At 60.2% G+C, this 16,464-nt stretch carries 17 protein-coding genes; 10 read left to right on the plus strand and 7 right to left on the minus strand.

Annotation, left to right across the window (positions count from 1 at the left end):
• Positions 1 to 32 precede the first annotated feature (32 nt).
• Entirely contained in the window at positions 33 to 1,010 is a 978-nt protein-coding gene (locus PSH90_RS06460; protein ID WP_024011991.1) for a tripartite tricarboxylate transporter substrate binding protein, read from the minus strand.
• 444 nt (positions 1,011 to 1,454) lie between these two features.
• Between PSH90_RS06460 and PSH90_RS06465 the strand changes: the two genes are divergently transcribed.
• Both PSH90_RS06465 and PSH90_RS06470 read left to right on the plus strand, forming a co-directional pair.
• Entirely contained in the window at positions 1,455 to 2,126 is a 672-nt protein-coding gene (locus PSH90_RS06465; RefSeq protein ID WP_024011992.1) for a response regulator, read from the plus strand.
• Positions 2,119 to 3,504: a sensor histidine kinase gene (locus PSH90_RS06470; protein ID WP_039760888.1), complete on the plus strand. Its 1,386-nt coding sequence runs from the start codon at positions 2,119 to 2,121 to the stop codon at positions 3,502 to 3,504. Before PSH90_RS06465 ends, PSH90_RS06470 begins: the two co-directional genes overlap by 8 nt.
• Before the next feature lie 128 nt (positions 3,505 to 3,632).
• Here the strand turns inward: PSH90_RS06470 and PSH90_RS06475 are convergent, their stop codons facing one another.
• Together PSH90_RS06475 and PSH90_RS06480 are read right to left on the minus strand one after the other, a co-directional pair.
• Positions 3,633 to 4,454, minus strand: a complete 822-nt coding sequence (locus tag PSH90_RS06475) for an HDOD domain-containing protein (RefSeq protein ID WP_016770675.1) — start codon at positions 4,452 to 4,454, stop codon at positions 3,633 to 3,635.
• Positions 4,455 to 4,488: 34 nt separating this feature from the next.
• Positions 4,489 to 5,430: a folate-binding protein YgfZ gene (locus PSH90_RS06480; RefSeq protein WP_252877642.1), complete on the minus strand. Its 942-nt coding sequence runs from the start codon at positions 5,428 to 5,430 to the stop codon at positions 4,489 to 4,491.
• A 150-nt stretch (positions 5,431 to 5,580) separates the two neighbouring features.
• Here PSH90_RS06480 and PSH90_RS06485 point away from each other — a divergent pair, with 150 nt between their 5' ends.
• Positions 5,581 to 5,835 carry a succinate dehydrogenase assembly factor 2 gene (locus tag PSH90_RS06485; protein ID WP_007911418.1) on the plus strand — a complete coding sequence of 85 codons (255 nt, stop codon included), beginning with the start codon at positions 5,581 to 5,583 and terminating at the stop codon, positions 5,833 to 5,835.
• Positions 5,819 to 6,271 (plus strand): protein YgfX, encoded by a 453-nt coding sequence (locus PSH90_RS06490; RefSeq protein WP_305382389.1) that lies wholly within the window; start codon positions 5,819 to 5,821, stop codon positions 6,269 to 6,271. Before PSH90_RS06485 ends, PSH90_RS06490 begins: the two co-directional genes overlap by 17 nt.
• Here the strand turns inward: PSH90_RS06490 and nadB are convergent.
• The gene (gene nadB, locus PSH90_RS06495; RefSeq protein ID WP_305382390.1) at positions 6,240 to 7,856 is read right to left on the minus strand and encodes an L-aspartate oxidase; all 1,617 of its coding nucleotides are present in this window, start codon (positions 7,854 to 7,856) and stop codon (positions 6,240 to 6,242) included. The genes PSH90_RS06490 and nadB overlap by 32 nt on opposite strands.
• 557 nt (positions 7,857 to 8,413) lie before the next feature.
• Between nadB and rpoE the strand changes: the two genes are divergently transcribed.
• From rpoE to PSH90_RS06515, 4 genes are all read left to right on the plus strand, one after another.
• Positions 8,414 to 8,995: an RNA polymerase sigma factor RpoE gene (rpoE, locus tag PSH90_RS06500; RefSeq protein ID WP_003172477.1), complete on the plus strand. Its 582-nt coding sequence runs from the start codon at positions 8,414 to 8,416 to the stop codon at positions 8,993 to 8,995.
• Between the two features lie 30 nt (positions 8,996 to 9,025).
• Entirely contained in the window at positions 9,026 to 9,613 is a 588-nt protein-coding gene (locus PSH90_RS06505; protein WP_008077804.1) for a sigma-E factor negative regulatory protein, read from the plus strand.
• A gap of 8 nt (positions 9,614 to 9,621) precedes the next feature.
• Positions 9,622 to 10,587 (plus strand): MucB/RseB C-terminal domain-containing protein, encoded by a 966-nt coding sequence (locus PSH90_RS06510; protein ID WP_095180602.1) that lies wholly within the window; start codon positions 9,622 to 9,624, stop codon positions 10,585 to 10,587.
• Between the two features lie 208 nt (positions 10,588 to 10,795).
• Positions 10,796 to 12,229 (plus strand): DegQ family serine endoprotease, encoded by a 1,434-nt coding sequence (locus PSH90_RS06515; protein ID WP_150742398.1) that lies wholly within the window; start codon positions 10,796 to 10,798, stop codon positions 12,227 to 12,229.
• An 81-nt stretch (positions 12,230 to 12,310) separates the two neighbouring features.
• On the opposite strand, the gene PSH90_RS06520 is transcribed toward PSH90_RS06515, so the two are convergent.
• Positions 12,311 to 13,744 carry a M48 family metalloprotease gene (locus PSH90_RS06520; RefSeq protein WP_024011999.1) on the minus strand — a complete coding sequence of 478 codons (1,434 nt, stop codon included), beginning with the start codon at positions 13,742 to 13,744 and terminating at the stop codon, positions 12,311 to 12,313.
• 96 nt (positions 13,745 to 13,840) lie between these two features.
• On the opposite strand from PSH90_RS06520, the gene PSH90_RS06525 reads away from it, so the two are divergent.
• Positions 13,841 to 14,080 carry a sulfurtransferase TusA family protein gene (locus tag PSH90_RS06525; RefSeq protein ID WP_041478863.1) on the plus strand — a complete coding sequence of 80 codons (240 nt, stop codon included), beginning with the start codon at positions 13,841 to 13,843 and terminating at the stop codon, positions 14,078 to 14,080.
• 32 nt (positions 14,081 to 14,112) lie between these two features.
• Entirely contained in the window at positions 14,113 to 15,183 is a 1,071-nt protein-coding gene (locus PSH90_RS06530) for an AI-2E family transporter (RefSeq protein WP_016771268.1), read from the plus strand.
• 119 nt (positions 15,184 to 15,302) lie between these two features.
• Here the strand turns inward: PSH90_RS06530 and PSH90_RS06535 are convergent, their stop codons facing one another.
• Together PSH90_RS06535 and PSH90_RS06540 are read right to left on the minus strand one after the other, a co-directional pair.
• Positions 15,303 to 15,776 carry a peroxiredoxin gene (locus tag PSH90_RS06535; protein ID WP_305382391.1) on the minus strand — a complete coding sequence of 158 codons (474 nt, stop codon included), beginning with the start codon at positions 15,774 to 15,776 and terminating at the stop codon, positions 15,303 to 15,305.
• A 10-nt stretch (positions 15,777 to 15,786) separates the two neighbouring features.
• Positions 15,787 to 16,347, minus strand: a complete 561-nt coding sequence (locus PSH90_RS06540; RefSeq protein WP_024012001.1) for a glycine cleavage system protein R — start codon at positions 16,345 to 16,347, stop codon at positions 15,787 to 15,789.
• Positions 16,348 to 16,464: the final 117 nt, after the last annotated feature.

The raw sequence follows: 16,464 nt of genomic DNA on the forward strand, positions 1-16,464 counted from the left end.
GCGTAGGAGACGCAGCCACTAGACAGAGACGATCACTGGATCAGGCCGAACTCTTTGGCCAGCACTTTGTAGTCGGCGACCTGCTTCTTCACGTAGGTGTCCAGTTCCGGGCCGGTCATGGCGAACGGGAACAGCTCACGCTGATCGCGCAGCTTGGCGAACTCGTCGGAAGCCAGCAGTTTGTCGAACGAGTCTTTCCACCAGGCGTAGTCTTCGTCGCTGACTTTTGGCCCGAGGTAGAAGCCGCGCACCACCGGCCAGACGATGTCGTAGCCTTGCTCGCGAGCGGTCGGGATGTCCTTCATTTCCGGTTCGTCGAGACGCTTGTCCGAGAACACCGCGAGCAGGCGCATGTCACCGCTCTGGATGTGCGGCATGGAGTCGGAGATGTCGGTACTGCCGACCTGGATGTGGCCGCCGAGCAGGGCCGTGGCGATCTCACCGCCGCCTTCGAGTGCCACGTAACGCAGCTCGCGCGGGTTGATCCCGGCGGCCTTGGCAATCAATGCGGTCTGCATCCAGTCCTGGCTGCCGACGGTGCCGCCGGAGCCGATGACCACTGACCCTGGATCTTTCTTCAACGCCTGGACGAGATCGTCGAGGGTCTTGTAGGGCGAATCGCTTTTCACTGCGATGGCACCGTAGCTGGTGCCGACGGCCGCGAGCCAGCGCACGTTGGTTTCATCGAAGCGGCCGAACTTGCCCTGGGCCAGGTTCAACAGCGAACCGCTCGACCACGCGACCAGCGTGCCGGCATCCGCCGGACGTTGCGCGACCACCGCGTTGTACGCCACCGCGCCGACACCGCCGGGCATGTAGGTGACGCGCATCGGCTTGCTCAGCAACTTCTGGTTGACCAGTGCGCTCTGCACCAGTTTGCAGGTCAGGTCGAAACCACCGCCGGGGGAGGCGGGGGCGATGCATTCCGGACGTTTCGGCTCGGCCATGAGTTGGCCGGCAAACAGCATCGCGCCAGCGGCGAGAGCAACTTTACGCAGTGATACGTTCATTTGAGTCTCCAGAGGAGTTGTTGTTATGGATGGACCGAATGACCAAAGGGCAACGCGAAAACCTAGCGGCAGGCGCAGTTTTCTCGCGGCGCGAGCGCAACGACTGAAACAACGGAGGGGAAACAGGACTGCGGCGAGAAGCCGACGGTGCAACGGTGGAATCGAGCAAGGCGAGCAGGCATTACAGCCTCGGTGCGCATGGAGGGCATGCTGGGGTACTCCGTTATTGTTCTTATGAGTCGAAAACGCTTCATGGCGTTTTGCGTTGCGCTGTGTGGCGGCAGCGGCGACAGTCGAAACTGTCCGTGGGCCGACTCTAACCGGCTAACCTTTCAACAACCTTTCAGTTGTCTTTCACGGTTTTCGGGCTTCACAGCGGCGGTTGCGGCTGTAAACTCCGCGACAAAGCGTGGCGTTGGCCAACCCTGAACGAGGTAAAAATCCATGCGTGTCCTGCTCGTCGAAGACCATTTGCAACTGGCCGAAAGCGTGGCTCAGGCGCTCAAGAGCACCGGTCTGACGGTGGATGTGTTGCACGATGGCGTAGCTGCCGACCTGGCGTTGGGCAGCGAGGAATACGCCGTAGCGATCCTCGACGTAGGCCTGCCGCGCATGGACGGTTTCGAGGTGCTGGCGCGGCTGCGTGCACGCGGCAAAAACCTGCCGGTGTTGATGCTGACCGCGCGCAGTGACGTCAAGGATCGCGTGCATGGCCTCAATCTCGGTGCTGACGACTATCTGGCCAAGCCGTTCGAACTGACGGAACTGGAAGCGCGGGTCAAAGCCTTGCTGCGCCGTAGTGTCCTGGGCGGCGAGCGTCAGCAGCGCTGTGGCGTGCTGGCTTACGACCTCGACACACGGCGCTTTACCCTCGGCGACGAACTGCTGACCCTCACCTCGCGCGAGCAAGCCGTTCTCGAAGCGTTGATCGCGCGGCCGGGGCGAGTGATGAGCAAGGAGCAACTGGCCGCGCAGGTGTTCGGCCTCGACGAAGAAGCCAGCCCCGACGCCATCGAAATCTACGTGCACCGCTTGCGCAAGAAACTCGATGGCCAGCCCGTGGCCATCGTCACCTTCCGTGGCCTCGGCTATCTGCTGGAAAGCCGCGATGCATAAGCCCAGCAGCCTGCGCTGGCGGTTGCTGTGGAACCTTGGATGGTTGCTGGTGGTGCTGATGCTCGCCAGCGGCTTGAGCGCTTACTGGAACGGTCGCGAAGCCGCCGACACCGCGTATGACCGCACGCTGCTGGCCTCGGCACGCACCATCGCTGCCGGGTTGTCGCAGCGCGATGGCAGCCTCAGCGCCGATGTGCCTTACGTGGCGCTGGACACCTTCGCCTACGACAGCGCCGGGCGCATCTATTACCAGGTCAACGACATTCACCAGAAGCTGATTTCCGGCTACGAAAATCTTCCCGGGCCACCGCCCGGCACGCCGCGCACCGACAGCTATCCGGCGCTGGCGCGCTTTTACAATGCGAAGTACAACGGCCAGAACGTGCGTGTGGTCAGCCTGCTCAAGGCCGTAAGCGAGCCGAACATGAACGGCATGGCGGAGATCCGCGTGGCTGAAACCGACGAAGCGCGGGTCAGCATGGCGCGCAGTCTGGCGGCCGATACGTTGCTGCGCCTGGGCATGCTGGCCGTGGGCGCATTGTTGCTGGTGTGGTTCGCGGTGAGTGCGGCGTTGCGCCCGCTGGAGCGGTTAAGAACCGCCGTTGAGGAACGCCAGCCCGACGACTTGCGGCCACTGCCGTTGGTGGAAGTGCAGCATGAACTGGGACCCTTGGTCCGCGCGCTCAATCATTTCACCGAAAGGCTACGCGGCCAGTTCGAGCGGCAGGCGCAGTTCATCGCCGATGCCGCTCACGAGTTGCGCACGCCGCTGGCGGCACTCAAGGCACGCCTGGAATTGGGCCTGCGCTCAAACGAACCGGAAACCTGGCGCACCACCCTTGAGTCATCCGCACAAAGCACCGATCGCCTGACCCATCTGGCCAATCAGCTGCTGTCGCTGGCCCGGGTCGAAAACGGTGCGCGGGCGATTGCCGAGGGCGGCGCGCAGTTGCTCGATCTGAGTCAATTGGCCCGAGAGCTGGGCATGGCCATGGCGCCTTTGGCGCACAAACGGGGTGTGGCGTTGGCGCTGGAGGCGGATGAACCGGTGTGGCTGCGTGGTGAACCGACCTTGCTCAACGAACTGTTGAGCAATCTGGTCGACAACGCGCTGGCGCATACGCCACCAGGCGGCAATGTGATTTTGCGGGTGACGGCGCCGGCGGTGCTTGAGGTTGAGGACGACGGGCCCGGGATCCCGCTGCATGAGCGCGATCGGGTGTTCGAGCGGTTTTACCGGCGTAATCAGCAGGTCGCCGGCTCAGGTCTGGGCTTGGCGATTGTCGGCGAGATCTGTCGCGCGCATCTGGCGCAGATCACCTTGCATGATGGCGAGCAGGCAGGGTTGAAGGTGCGGGTCAGCTTTATTGCCGGGTAATACTTTTGTGACCAGGGGTTTTGTGGCGAGGGGATTTATCCCCGCTCGGCTGCGCAGCAGTCGCGGTTCGGATCGCAGAGTCTAGGGTCGCTTCGCAACCCAACGGGGATAAATCCCCTCACCGCAGGTCAGTAGAACATCGACCGCGATTCTTCCAGATCCGCGCAGAACTGCTTGTTCTCCGGATCAATCCCCAGCTTCCTGAACGCCGGCACGCTAAACGGGTCAATCCGCGCAAACGGATGATCGGTGTCCTTGCGGCAATACAAATTGGCCACTTGCACGACATCGACGTAATCGATGCGCGTCGAGTCGCGGCTGAAGTCTTGATACAGCAACGGCAAATGCACCAGGCGCTCGGGAAACTCCCAGACCCGCAGCAATTTCTCGCCCAGCAATGGGTGAATCTGCTCGATCACATGGGTCAGGCTGACCGCATCCGAGAGCAGTTCATTGTGGTCTTCGGCGTAAGTCAGAATCGGCAGCACGCCAATCTGATGCACCAACCCGCCGAGTGCCGCCTGATCGGGTTTGAGCTGGGTGTGGCGACGACACAGCGCATAGCTGACGCCAGCGATTTCCAGACTGCTGCGCCAGACTTCGCGCATCTTCTGTTCGACCACTTCGGAGCGGGCATTGAAGATCTGCTCCATCACTAGACCGATCGCCAGGTTGCTGCTGTAGTTGATGCCCAAACGGGTAATGGCGGTGTGCAGGTCGGTGACTTCCTGCGCAGCGCGCAGCAGCGGACTGTTGACCACTTTGATCAGGCGCGCCGACAGCGCGGTGTCGCGGCCGATGACTTTGCTCAGATCGCTGACGCTGATTTCCGGATCCTCGGCGGCCTTGCGAATCTGCAGGGCCACTTCCGGCAACGTTGGCAGAACCAGGTCATCGTTATCGATGGCCGCAACCAAATCCTGTTGGACCTTTTCCGCCAGTTCGCTCATTTGGACTCTCTAGGGTGTTGCAACAATGCTGCGATCAACGCTGGATTTCGCGGTCGCGATCCAGTTCGTAAGGCAGGTCGAGCACGTGCAACGCGGGGCCTTCGAGGGCGCCCAGACGCAAATCACCGGCTTCGGCAGCTTCGGCCTGCAACACGGCCAGGAGTTCAATGTTTCCCTCGGCATTGGCCGCCAGCACCACTTCGCCGATCGAGCTGTTGTGGCTGGGCGCGAACAACTGAGTGCCGGGCTCCGGCAACTCGGCCGCGTCGAGGCGCAGGCGGTACAGGCGCCGCTTGAGCTTGCCCAGATACTGCATGCGCGCGACGATTTCCTGGCCGGTGTAGCAACCTTTCTTGAAGCTCACGCCGCCGACCGCCTGCAAATTGAGCATCTGCGGGATAAACAGCTCGCGGGTGGAAGGCATGACCTGGCCGATACCGGCGCGGATCTGGCCCAGCAGCCATTGATTCAGTTCGCCCTCAGCCAGCGTGGCGGACAGTCGGCTTTGAATGTTTGGCGCCTGAGCGGCAGACACCCAGAGTTCGGCGCGCTCGGGCGAAACGCGAATTGCGATCAGGCCTTCGTTGCGCACAACGCTGTCGGTTTCGGCGGGCAGTGCCAGACCGAGGCTGGTCAGGGCTACGTCGCCATGCGCCAGACCGAAGCGCACCCAGGCGGCGCTTTCGTCGGTCAGTTTCGATTTGGAGAACACCGCGTACTTTTTCAGGTCGGCCAGTTGCGGTTCGAGCAGCTCGCTGGCCATCGCCATCACCACGCCGTCACCTTCAAGCAGGATGCGGAAGCTCGACTGCATCCGGCCTTTCTGTGTGCAGCGGGCGCCGAGGCTGGCGCGGGTGTCGCTCAGGTAATTGATATTGCAGGTCAACTGGCCTTGCAGGAATTTTCCGGCGTCCGCACCGCGAACCGCGAGTACGCCTTCATGAGACAGGGTGCAGAAAAAAGCAGAATCGGCCATGGGTCATCGCAGGGTAAATAGACTGGGGCACATCATAAGGGGGCAGGGTTGAAATGGGTAGTTGATAAAGGATCAGGGGTCCCCGACCAAAGCCGACTGTGCGGCCCGCGCCGGGGCTGTATACTGCCCGGCAAATTCGAGGAGGGCTCCATGGTCGAACAAGTTGAACTGAATCGCCTCTTTTGGCACAGCCGTCGCGGCATGCTTGAGCTTGACGTGCTGCTGGTGCCGTTCGTGCAGGAGGTTTACGCGACGTTGAATCAAGTGGATCGCGATCTGTACGTGCGTTTGCTGACCTGTGAGGATCAGGACATGTTCGGCTGGTTCATGGAGCGCAGCGAGTCGGAAGATCCCGAGCTGCAACGCATGGTCCGGATGATTCTGGATCGTGTCCAGCCCAAGTAATACGTTCGAATGCCGCTGGCATGCCTCACGGCAGTTGCTGGCGGCGTATCTGTTGGCCCAGGCGTTCGCCGTGGGTTCGCTGTGTCTGCTGTCGATTCCGCTCTGGGCCAGTCTGCTCGGCACTTGCGTCTGTGCGCTGCATGGTTTTTGGGTGCTGCCACGGCAGATTCTGCTGAGTCATCCGCAAGCATTTTGCGGGTTGCGGCGCGACGGCGATGGCTGGCAGGTCTGGAATCAGGCTGATGGCTGGCAAGCGGTGCAACTGCGCCCGGACAGTCTGGCGCTGCCGTTGATCGTGGTGCTGCGCTTTCGCCTGCGCGGAGAGTGGCGGGTCAGGTCGATCTGCGTACCACGTGACTCGCAGGCGGCGGATCTGCACCGACGCCTGCGAGTGCGGCTCAAGTTCAGCCGGCGTAGGTGGGCGGCACCAGAATAGTGTCGAGCGCTTCGGGCAGCATATCCGGATAGTCGAGGGTGTAGTGCAGCCCGCGACTTTCCTTGCGTTCCATGGCTGAGCTGATCATCAATTCGGCAACCTGTGCCAGGTTGCGCAACTCGATCAGGTCGCGGCTGACTTTATAGTTGCTGTAAAACTCATCGATCTCATCCAGCAGCAGACGCACCCGGTGCTGCGCCCGTTGCAGGCGCTTGTTGGTGCGCACGATGCCGACGTAGTCCCACATGAATCGGCGCAACTCGTCCCAGTTGTGCGCGATGATCACGTCTTCATCCGAGTCGGTGACCTGGCTGGCGTCCCAAGCGGGCAGGGCGTTTGGCGCCGCGATCTCATCAAGTTGCGCAAGAATGTCCGCCGCTGCCGAACGGGCATAAACGAAGCATTCCAGAAGTGAGTTGCTGGCCATGCGATTGGCGCCGTGCAGGCCGGTAAAGCTGGTTTCGCCGATGGCGTAGAGGCCGGGCACGTCGGTGCGACCGTGCTGATCGACCATCACCCCGCCACAGGTGTAGTGCGCGGCGGGGACCACCGGGATCGGTTGTTTGGTGATGTCGATGCCGAAGCCCAGGCAGCGTTCATAAACAGTCGGGAAGTGAGTTTTTACGAACGATTCAGGCTTGTGGCTGATGTCGAGATATACGCAGTCGACACCCAGACGCTTCATCTCATGGTCGATGGCCCGCGCGACGATGTCACGAGGCGCCAGCTCGGCGCGTTTGTCGAAGCGATACATGAAGCGCTCGCCGTTGGGCAGCTTCAAATGCGCGCCTTCGCCGCGCAGCGCTTCAGTAATCAGGAAACTCTTGGCTTGCGGGTGATACAGGCAGGTCGGGTGGAACTGGTTGAATTCCAGGTTCGCCACCCGGCAACCGGAACGCCAGGCCATGGCGATGCCGTCACCGCAGGCGCCGTCGGGGTTGCTGGTATAAAGGTAGACCTTGGCCGCGCCGCCCGAAGCCAGAATCACGAAACGTGCGCCGTAGGTGTCGACTTCGCCCGTGGCGCGGTTCAGCACGTAGGCGCCGAGGCAGCGATCGCCTTCCATGCCCAAGCGGCGCTCGGTGATCAGATCAACGGCCACCCGCTGTTCCAGCAGTTCGATGTTCTCGCGCTCTTTGGCCTGGGCCAGCAAGGTTTTGAAGATCGCGGCACCGGTGGCGTCTGCAGCATGGATGATGCGCCGATGACTGTGGCCGCCTTCGCGGGTCAGGTGAAATTCGAAACCACCATCTTCAGTGCCGGACTGTTCGTCGCGGGTGAACGGCACACCCTGGTCAATCAGCCATTGGATGGCTTCGCGGCTGTGCTCGACGGTGAAACGCACCGCGTCTTCGTGACACAAGCCGCCGCCAGCGTTGAGGGTGTCGTCGACGTGGGATTCGACAGTATCGGTATCGTCGAGCACCGCGGCCACGCCGCCTTGGGCCCAGAAGGTCGAACCGTTGGCGAGATCGCCTTTGCTCAATACGGCAATGCGCAGATGACCGGGCAAGGTCAAAGCGAGAGTCAAACCGGCAGCACCGCTGCCAATCACCAGAACATCGTGTTGGAACTGTTGGCTCATTTCAGGATTCCGCTCAAAGCGACCCGGGTCGGGGTTGGCGCAAGACAGCTGGATCGGCGAGTCAAGACAGCCACACAGCCCACTAGTATATAGAGGGGTTGGGCGGCACAATAGCCAGGCCCAGATGGCATTGTGAGACTACTGCGCAGTAAAAAGCGCTGTGCTTCGTCGGAAGTTTTTTTCATCGGTTTTGAAAAATGACACCTGTATCGGCGCTGAAACAGTCTTTTCCGAGCAGGGTTGCGCAATGTCAGGTGGGTACGGCTATAAATAATTGGAACTTTTGCCAAAGGCCCAAGATCAATAGACGGTGCCAGAAACCAGGGACAGTGTCGGCTTCAGTGCGGAATCTGCGTTTGGATTCCTGCCGGCGAAACCGATAACAAGATTATTCGCGCAGCCGGTTTATCCCGCGCTGCGTTTTTCGTGCGTGCCAAATCAGAGCCCGCAGGAAACTTGCTTGGAGGGGGAGAACTTTTGCGAAAAGCCCGAGTCTATGTTTGCAAGTCTGGTCGTTTAGTAATGCAAGTCTCCTCCGGGCTTATCGAGGAGTGTTCATGCTAACCCAGGAAGAGGATCAGCAGCTGGTCGAACGCGTACAGCGTGGCGACAAGCGAGCTTTCGATCTGCTGGTGCTGAAATATCAGCACAAAATTCTCGGGTTGATCGTGCGTTTTGTGCACGACACCCATGAAGCCCAGGACGTTGCTCAGGAAGCCTTTATCAAGGCGTATCGGGCACTTGGAAATTTCCGCGGTGACAGTGCGTTTTATACGTGGCTGTACCGTATTGCCATTAACACGGCAAAGAACTACCTGGTTTCCCGCGGCCGTCGGCCGCCGGATAGCGATGTGAGTTCAGAGGATGCAGAGTTCTACGATGGCGATCACGGCCTCAAGGATCTCGAATCACCAGAACGTGCATTGCTGCGGGATGAGATCGAAGGCACCGTCCATCGGACCATCCAGCAACTGCCAGAGGATTTGCGTACGGCTTTAACTTTACGTGAATTCGATGGTCTGAGTTACGAGGACATTGCGAGCGTCATGCAGTGTCCGGTGGGTACCGTGCGCTCCCGGATTTTCCGCGCTCGGGAGGCCATCGACAAAGCCCTGCAACCGTTGTTGCAGGAAAACTGAGACAGCGGCGACAGCCAAGAGAGGAACGCCATGAGTCGTGAAGCCCTGCAGGAATCGCTGTCCGCAGTGATGGATAACGAAGCGGACGAACTGGAATTGCGTCGAGTGCTCAGCGCACTGGATGATGTTGATACCCGTGAGACCTGGGCTCGTTACCAGATCGCTCGGGCAGCCATGCACAAGGATCTGCTGCTTCCGCGTCTGGATATCGCTGCGGCAGTGTCCGCTGCGCTGGAAGACGAAACGGCTCCGGCCAAAGTATCCCGCAGCCCATGGCGTAACCTGGGTCGCCTCGCTGTTGCCGCTTCGGTAACCGTGGCCGTTCTGGCAGGTGTTCGCCTGTACAACCAGGACGAAATCGCTGGTGTTGAACTGGCCCAGCAGTCGAACCAGCCTACTCTGGCCACTCCACAGGTCAAAGGTCCGGCAGTTCTGGCTGGTTACAGCGAGAGCTCGGAAGCGACTGGTCCTATGGCTAACGGCGTTCTGCAAGGCCAGCCAGGCTGGCATGATCAGCGTCTGCCAGGCTATCTGCGTCAGCACGCTCAGCAGGCTGCACTCAAAGGAACTGAAAGCGCGCTGCCATACGCACGTGCCGCAAGCCTGGAAAACCGTTAAGGAGGACCATGCGCGCCATCCCTCTACTTTCGCTTCTGCTCAGTGGCTGGTTCATCGTTCCAGCCCACGCTGACGAGGCCCAGGACTGGTTGACCCGTCTGGGCCAGGCCGAGCAGCAGCAAAGCTTTCACGGTACTTTCGTTTACGAGCGCAACGGCAGTTTTTCCACGCACAACATCTGGCATCGTGTCCAGAATGGCCAGGTCCGCGAGCGGTTATTGCAGCTCGACGGTTCGGCTCAGGAAGTCGTGCGCATTGATGGACGAACTCAATGCGTCAGCGGCACACTGATTGCGGGATTGGGTGACTCGCCCAACGCTGCCGCCCGTGCGCTGGACCCCAAAAAGCTGAAGAATTGGTATGACCTTGCTGTCATTGGCAAGTCGCGCGTGGCCGGTCGTGATGCAGTGATCGTGTCGCTGACCCCTCGTGATCAGCACCGATACGGTTTCGAGCTGCATCTGGACAAGAAAACCGGCCTGCCGCTCAAGTCGTTGCTGTTGAACGATAAAGGGCAATTGCTCGAGCGCTTTCAGTTCACCAGCCTCGACACCGATGAAGTCCCGTCGGACAAGGATTTGCTCGCTGACGCCGATTGCAAGCCGATCAACATCGCAAGCGACAAGGCCTCTGCGGCGAAGACCGTGCAAAACTGGCGTTCGGACTGGCTGCCGCCCGGCTTCGAGCTGACCAGCAGCAGTTCGCACAAGGATGCGCAGACCAATACCCAGGTCAGCAGCCTGATGTATGACGATGGCCTGGCGCGTTTCTCCGTGTTCCTTGAGCCGTTGAACGGTGCAACCGTCACCGATACTCGTACCCAGTTGGGCCCTACCGTCGCGGTATCCCGTCGTTTGACTACACCGCAAGGTGAAATGATGGTCACGGTGGTTGGCGAAATCCCGATTGGCACCGCCGAACGAATCGCTCTATCGATGCGTAACAACGATGGCGCTGCGACCAGCAAGCAGTGAGCTGATTTCAGTCATTTCCACCTCGTCGTCGAGACGTCGAAATGTTTGCTGAGCATTTTCATTTGCAAAACCCCTGAAAATTTTTTATAGGTCAGAGCCTCACGGCTCTGGCCTTGTTTGTTGTTCCCGGAACAAAAATACCGGTCTGTGGTTTCCGGTGTTCCTTTGCTCCATATCGCTTAACCCTGCTCGTCGTAACGGGAGCTGTATGTCGATACCTAGTTTGAAATCTTATCTTTCCATCTTCGCCACCGTGCTGTTGCTCGGTCAGGCGGTCCCTGCTGCGCAAGCGGCCGATCTGCCTGATTTCACCCAGTTGGTCGAACAAGCGTCGCCAGCGGTAGTGAATATCAGTACCACGCAGAAACTGCCGGACCGTCGCGTGAATCAGCAGATGCCGGATCTGGAAGGCCTGCCACCGATGCTGCGCGAATTCTTCGAGCGCGGCATGCCGCCTCAGCAGCGCTCACCGCGTGGCGACGGGCGTCAGCGTGAAGCGCAATCGCTGGGTTCGGGGTTCATCATTTCGCCGGACGGCTACATCCTCACCAACAACCACGTGATCGCCGATGCTGACGAAATCCTCGTCCGCCTGGCTGACCGCAGTGAGATGAAAGCCAAGCTGGTCGGCACCGATCCACGTTCCGACGTGGCGTTGCTGAAAATCGAAGGCAAGGATCTGCCGGTGCTCAAGCTCGGCAAATCTCAGGATCTGAAGGCTGGCCAGTGGGTCGTCGCGATCGGTTCGCCATTCGGCTTTGACCACACCGTGACCCAAGGCATCGTCAGCGCCGTCGGTCGTAGCCTGCCAAACGAAAACTATGTGCCGTTCATTCAGACCGACGTGCCGATCAACCCGGGCAACTCCGGTGGCCCGCTGTTCAACCTGAATGGTGAAGTGGTCGGCATCAACTCGCAGATCTACACCCGCTCCGGTGGCTTCATGGGCGTTTCGTTTGCCATCCCGATCGACGTGGCGATGGACGTTTCCAATCAGCTCAAAAGCGGTGGCAAAGTCAGCCGCGGCTGGCTGGGCGTAGTCATCCAGGAAGTGAACAAGGATCTGGCCGAGTCGTTCGGTCTGGACAAGCCAGCTGGCGCGCTCGTTGCACAGATCCAGGATGACGGCCCTGCGGCCAAGGGCGGCCTGCAGGTTGGCGACGTGATCCTGAGCATGAACGGTCAGCCGATCGTCATGTCCGCCGATCTGCCGCATCTGGTCGGCGCGCTGAAGGCTGGCGCCAAAGCTAATCTGGAAGTGATTCGAGAAGGCAAGCGCAAGAACGTCGAGCTGACTGTCGGCGCAATCCCGGACGAGGATAAAGAGCTGGACGCACTGCCGAAATCCGGCGCGGAAAGCAGCAGCAACCGCTTGGGTGTTGCGGTCGGCGAATTGACCGCCGAGCAGAAGAAAGCCTACGACCTCAAAGGTGGTGTGGTGATCAAGGAAGTGCAGGACGGTCCTGCGGCCCTGATCGGTCTGCAGCCGGGTGATGTGATTACTCATCTGAACAACCAGGCCATCGGCTCGGCCAAGGAGTTCACCGACATTGCCAAGGCATTGCCGAAGAACCGTTCGGTGTCGATGCGCGTGCTGCGTCAGGGCCGTGCCAGCTTCATCACCTTTAAACTGGCTGAATAAGCCAGCAACAAGGTAAAAAAGAAACCGCCTCGAAAGAGGCGGTTTTTTTGTGTCTGAAGTTTTTGTCTTGCCTGGAAAGACTCAGCCCATCATGTCCTTGACCATGCGTTCCTGCTCCATCAGCTCACGCTGGCGGGCATCGATGCGCGAAGACAGCGGGAAGTTGTTGCCAGCCTTGCGCTTGGCGAAGTCCAGCTGCTGAATGGCCTGGCGGTAATCGCCGACCAGCGCAAAATACTCGGCTCGCGCCTGGTGCAGGCCGATGATGTTGCCCGACAAGCCACGGGTTTCAGCAACCTGATACCAGACGTCCGGGTCATCCGGGCGGGACTTGAGCAGGCTGTCCAGCGCCTTCTCGGCATCTGCGGCGCGATTCTGTTTCAACAGCAGATCGACACGCACCTGATTCAGCGGATAGTTGCCCGGGAACTGCGTGAGCATGCGGTCGACCCGTGACTGCGCATCGGGCAGGCGATTGTTGGTGATGTCCAGATCGACCTGAGCGAGGTTGTAGATGATCTCGTTTGGCGACTTGGCCAACAATTGCTTGAGGTTCTCTCGCGCTTCGTTGAGCTGGCCGCCCTTGATCTGGGCGATGGCGAGGCCGTAACGTGCCACATCGTTTTTCGGGTTCTCATCGAGCAGGGCGCGGAAACGCTTGGCGCCCAGTCCCGGGGTTTCTTCGTAGATCAACTGCACCCGCGCGCGGATCAACTGGTAGCGCATGCTGTCTTCGATGCCGCCCGGTTTCGCCTGCTCGGCGCGGTTGCGGGTATCGGCGATACGCGATTCGGTGACCGGGTGAGTCAGGAGGAATTCCGGCGGTTTGGCGTCAAAGCGGTACTGGCGCATCAGGCGTTCGAACATGGTCGGCATCGAGCGCGGATCGTAACCGGCCTTTTCCAGGTTGAGGATGCCGATGCGATCTGCCTCCTGTTCGTTTTGTCGCGAGAAGCGCCGTTGTTCCTGCAACGCCGCAGCCTGGGTGCCAGCGATGGTGGCGATGCCGGCATCACCGCCGCCGGCCGCCGCAATGACAATGCCGGCCAGCAACGCGGCCATCATCGGCACCTGCATTCTTTGTGAAGCTTCCACCCCGCGAGCAAAGTGGCGTTGCGACAAGTGCGCCAATTCGTGAGCGAGCACCGAGGCGTATTCACCTTCGGTCTGGGCGTTGAGGAACAGGCCGCCGTTGACCCCGACCACGCCGCCCGGCGCTGCAAAGGCGTTGAGTTGTGGGCTGTTGATCAGGATGAATTCCAGGCGTCGGTCGGAAACCTGGCTGGTCTCGACCAGCTTGTACACGCTGGATTCGACGTAGTCCTTGAGCTGCGGATCGTTGAGCTGGGAAACCTGACTGCGCAGCATGGCCAGCCAGGCGCGGCCGAGCTGGTATTCCTGTTGCGGCGAGACAATGGCAGAGCTGGCGTCGCCGAGTGACGGCAGATCGTCGGCAAAGCCTGGTGAGGCGAGCAGGCAAGCGAGCGTCAGCAGGGTAGGGCGCAGAAAAGTCATGCACAAAGCCTTGGAGGACAAAGACCTTACTGTAGCCGGACACCGAAGCCGCGACCAGATATTCTAGGCAGCTCGACAACGAACCGGAGTGACGCAATGACTGACGCTGTAGCCCATGACGTGGAACTGGACGCCAGTGGCCTGAACTGTCCGTTGCCGTTGCTCAAGGCAAAAATGGAACTCAACAAACTGCACAGCGGCGCTGTGCTCAAGGTGATCGCTACCGATGCCGGCTCGCAACGCGACTTCCGTACCTTTGCCAAACTGGCCGGTCATGCGCTGTTGCGCGAAGAAGACGAGGCTGGCGTCTACCGTTACTGGTTGAAAAAAGCCTGACGCGAGCGCGTTAACGATCGAAGGGATTATTGATGTTCAAAGTGTTACGCGACTGGATTCAGCGCTACTTCTCCGATGAAGAAGCCGTGGTGCTGGCAGTGCTGCTGTTTCTCGCCTTCACCGCCGTGCTCACCCTCGGCGGCATGCTCGCGCCCGTATTGGCGGGCATGGTGCTGGCGTATCTGATGCAAGGCCTGGTGGTGACGCTTGAGCGGCTGCGTGTGCCCGGCGGCGTGGCGGTGGGGCTGGTGTTTGCGCTGTTCATGGGCGCGCTGATGCTGTTTATTGTCGTGGTGCTGCCGCTGCTGTGGCATCAGTTGATCACGCTGTTCAACGAGTTGCCGGGCATGCTCGCCAAGTGGCAGTCGCTGCTGCTTCTATTGCCCGAGCGCTATCCGCATCTGGTGTCCGACGAGCAAGTCTTGCAAGCCATCGAGGCGGCGCGGGGCGAGATTGGCAAGTTCGGTCAGTGGGCGCTGACTTTCTCGTTGTCGAGTTTGCCGCTGCTGGTGAACATCATGATCTACCTTGTGCTGGTGCCGATTCTGGTGTTTTTCTTCCTCAAGGATCGGGCGATGATTGGCGAGTGGGTGCGTGGCTATCTGCCTCGCGAGCGCGCGCTGATCACCCGCGTCGCGCAGGAAATGAACCGGCAGATCGCCAATTACATACGTGGCAAAGGCATCGAGATAGTGATCTGCGGCGGCGTGACCTACATCGCCTTCATCGCGCTGGGCCTGAACTACGCGGCGCTGCTGGCGTTGCTCGTCGGTTTGTCGGTGGTGGTGCCGTATGTCGGTGCGGTAGTGGTGACCGTGCCGGTGCTGCTGATTGCGCTGTTCCAGTGGGGCTGGAGCGATCAGTTCATCTACCTGATGGCGGTCTACGGAATCATTCAGACGCTGGACGGCAACGTGCTGGTGCCATTGCTGTTTTCGGAAGCAGTGAATCTGCATCCGGTCGCAATCATCTGCGCGGTGCTGCTGTTTGGCGGATTGTGGGGATTCTGGGGTGTGTTCTTTGCGATCCCGCTGGCGACGCTGTTCAAGGCTGTGCTCGATGCGTGGCCGCGGAAGGAGCCGGTGGTGGCGCCGTTGCTTTAGATCGGGGTGAGGCTTTTGGCCTCATCGCTGGCAAGCCAGCTCCCACAGGTTTTGTATGTGCTGAACCCTGTGGGAGCTGGCTTGCCAGCGATGGCGTCGGTGACGACGCAGCAAAAACATCAGGCTTTATTCAGAGCCTCAGCCGCCGCCAGCACGGCATCAACATGCCCCGGCACCTTCACACCACGCCATTCCTGACGTAGCACACCGTCCTTATCAATCAGGAAAGTGCTGCGATCAACGCCCAGGTATTCCTTGCCATAGAGCTTTTTCAGCTTGATCACGTCGAACAGCTGGCAAACCGCTTCGTCCTTGTCGCTGATCAGCTCAAACGGAAATTCCTGTTTGCCTTTGAAGTTTTCGTGCGACTTCAAGCTGTCGCGGGAAATGCCGAAGACTTCGGTGTTGGCAGCCTTGAATGCCGCATATTGATCGCGAAAGCCCTGGCCTTGAGTGGTGCAGCCCGGGGTGCTGTCCTTCGGGTAGAAGTAGATCACCACTTGCTTGCCCTTGAGTTCGGACAGGCTGACGTTCTGCCCGCTGGTCGCAGGCGCGGTGAAATCCGCAACCGGTTGGTCGATGACAACGGCCATGAAAGCTTCCTTACATTGGGTTTTGTGGGCGCCAAGGCTCGATCAGGGCATCCAGGTTCATCGCGTCGGCGAAATCGAGGAACTGATCGCGCAGCCAGCTGATCTGGGTGTTGGCCGGCAGGGTCACGGTGAACGTGGCGTTGAGCATGGTGCCGCCGGTCTGGGGAGCCTGGTAAGTGTCGCAGGTGAGGTTTTCCAGTTCGACGTTGTGGTCCATGAAGAACTGGCACAGCTCATTGATGATGTCCGGGCGATACGCCGAGCTGACGTAAGCCACGTAAGGCAGCGCCTGCGGGCGATTTTCCAGAGCGGCGCTGCGCACCACGTTGACGGTGAAAGCGTGACGCTTGGCCAGCAATGGCAGGCTGCCTTCGAGGCGCGCGAGGGCGTCCCAGCTACCGGAAACTTCCAGCACCAGAGCGCTGCACTCGCCGTGGCGGGTCAGGCGAGAGGTGACGACGGCGCAGCGGTTTTCATGGCTGGCGCGGCACAGGACGTTGGTCAGCTCCATGGGGTTGGCGCCGAGGGCACTGATGACAAGGAATTGTTCGCGAACTGTGGGGGTGGACATGCAGCATTCCTAAAGCGATGAGCGGTCGGTAGGTCGACGGGCGTTGGTGGCCGGGCGTGCCTGTTCTGGCGGTCCGTATAAAGAGCCCCGGCCAGCGTTCGCGGCTCGCTCCACTGT

It is taken from the genome of Pseudomonas sp. FP1762, from assembly GCF_030687105.1.
Classification (GTDB): Bacteria; Pseudomonadota; Gammaproteobacteria; order Pseudomonadales; family Pseudomonadaceae; genus Aquipseudomonas; species Aquipseudomonas siliginis.

What these genes read in the sequence shown, in the direction of transcription:
- PSH90_RS06460 (WP_024011991.1), bottom strand. Translation starts at nt 1,010, where the DNA reads ATGAACGTATCACTGCGTAAAGTTGCTCTCGCCGCTGGCGCGATGCTG.
- PSH90_RS06465 (WP_024011992.1), top strand. Translation starts at nt 1,455, where the DNA reads ATGCGTGTCCTGCTCGTCGAAGACCATTTGCAACTGGCCGAAAGCGTG.
- PSH90_RS06470 (WP_039760888.1), top strand. Translation starts at nt 2,119, where the DNA reads ATGCATAAGCCCAGCAGCCTGCGCTGGCGGTTGCTGTGGAACCTTGGA.
- PSH90_RS06475 (WP_016770675.1), bottom strand. Translation starts at nt 4,454, where the DNA reads ATGAGCGAACTGGCGGAAAAGGTCCAACAGGATTTGGTTGCGGCCATC.
- PSH90_RS06480 (WP_252877642.1), bottom strand. Translation starts at nt 5,430, where the DNA reads ATGGCCGATTCTGCTTTTTTCTGCACCCTGTCTCATGAAGGCGTACTC.
- PSH90_RS06485 (WP_007911418.1), top strand. Translation starts at nt 5,581, where the DNA reads ATGGTCGAACAAGTTGAACTGAATCGCCTCTTTTGGCACAGCCGTCGC.
- nadB (WP_305382390.1), bottom strand. Translation starts at nt 7,856, where the DNA reads ATGAGCCAACAGTTCCAACACGATGTTCTGGTGATTGGCAGCGGTGCT.
- rpoE (WP_003172477.1), top strand. Translation starts at nt 8,414, where the DNA reads ATGCTAACCCAGGAAGAGGATCAGCAGCTGGTCGAACGCGTACAGCGT.
- PSH90_RS06505 (WP_008077804.1), top strand. Translation starts at nt 9,026, where the DNA reads ATGAGTCGTGAAGCCCTGCAGGAATCGCTGTCCGCAGTGATGGATAAC.
- PSH90_RS06510 (WP_095180602.1), top strand. Translation starts at nt 9,622, where the DNA reads ATGCGCGCCATCCCTCTACTTTCGCTTCTGCTCAGTGGCTGGTTCATC.
- PSH90_RS06515 (WP_150742398.1), top strand. Translation starts at nt 10,796, where the DNA reads ATGTCGATACCTAGTTTGAAATCTTATCTTTCCATCTTCGCCACCGTG.
- PSH90_RS06520 (WP_024011999.1), bottom strand. Translation starts at nt 13,744, where the DNA reads ATGACTTTTCTGCGCCCTACCCTGCTGACGCTCGCTTGCCTGCTCGCC.
- PSH90_RS06525 (WP_041478863.1), top strand. Translation starts at nt 13,841, where the DNA reads ATGACTGACGCTGTAGCCCATGACGTGGAACTGGACGCCAGTGGCCTG.
- PSH90_RS06530 (WP_016771268.1), top strand. Translation starts at nt 14,113, where the DNA reads ATGTTCAAAGTGTTACGCGACTGGATTCAGCGCTACTTCTCCGATGAA.
- PSH90_RS06535 (WP_305382391.1), bottom strand. Translation starts at nt 15,776, where the DNA reads ATGGCCGTTGTCATCGACCAACCGGTTGCGGATTTCACCGCGCCTGCG.
- PSH90_RS06540 (WP_024012001.1), bottom strand. Translation starts at nt 16,347, where the DNA reads ATGTCCACCCCCACAGTTCGCGAACAATTCCTTGTCATCAGTGCCCTC.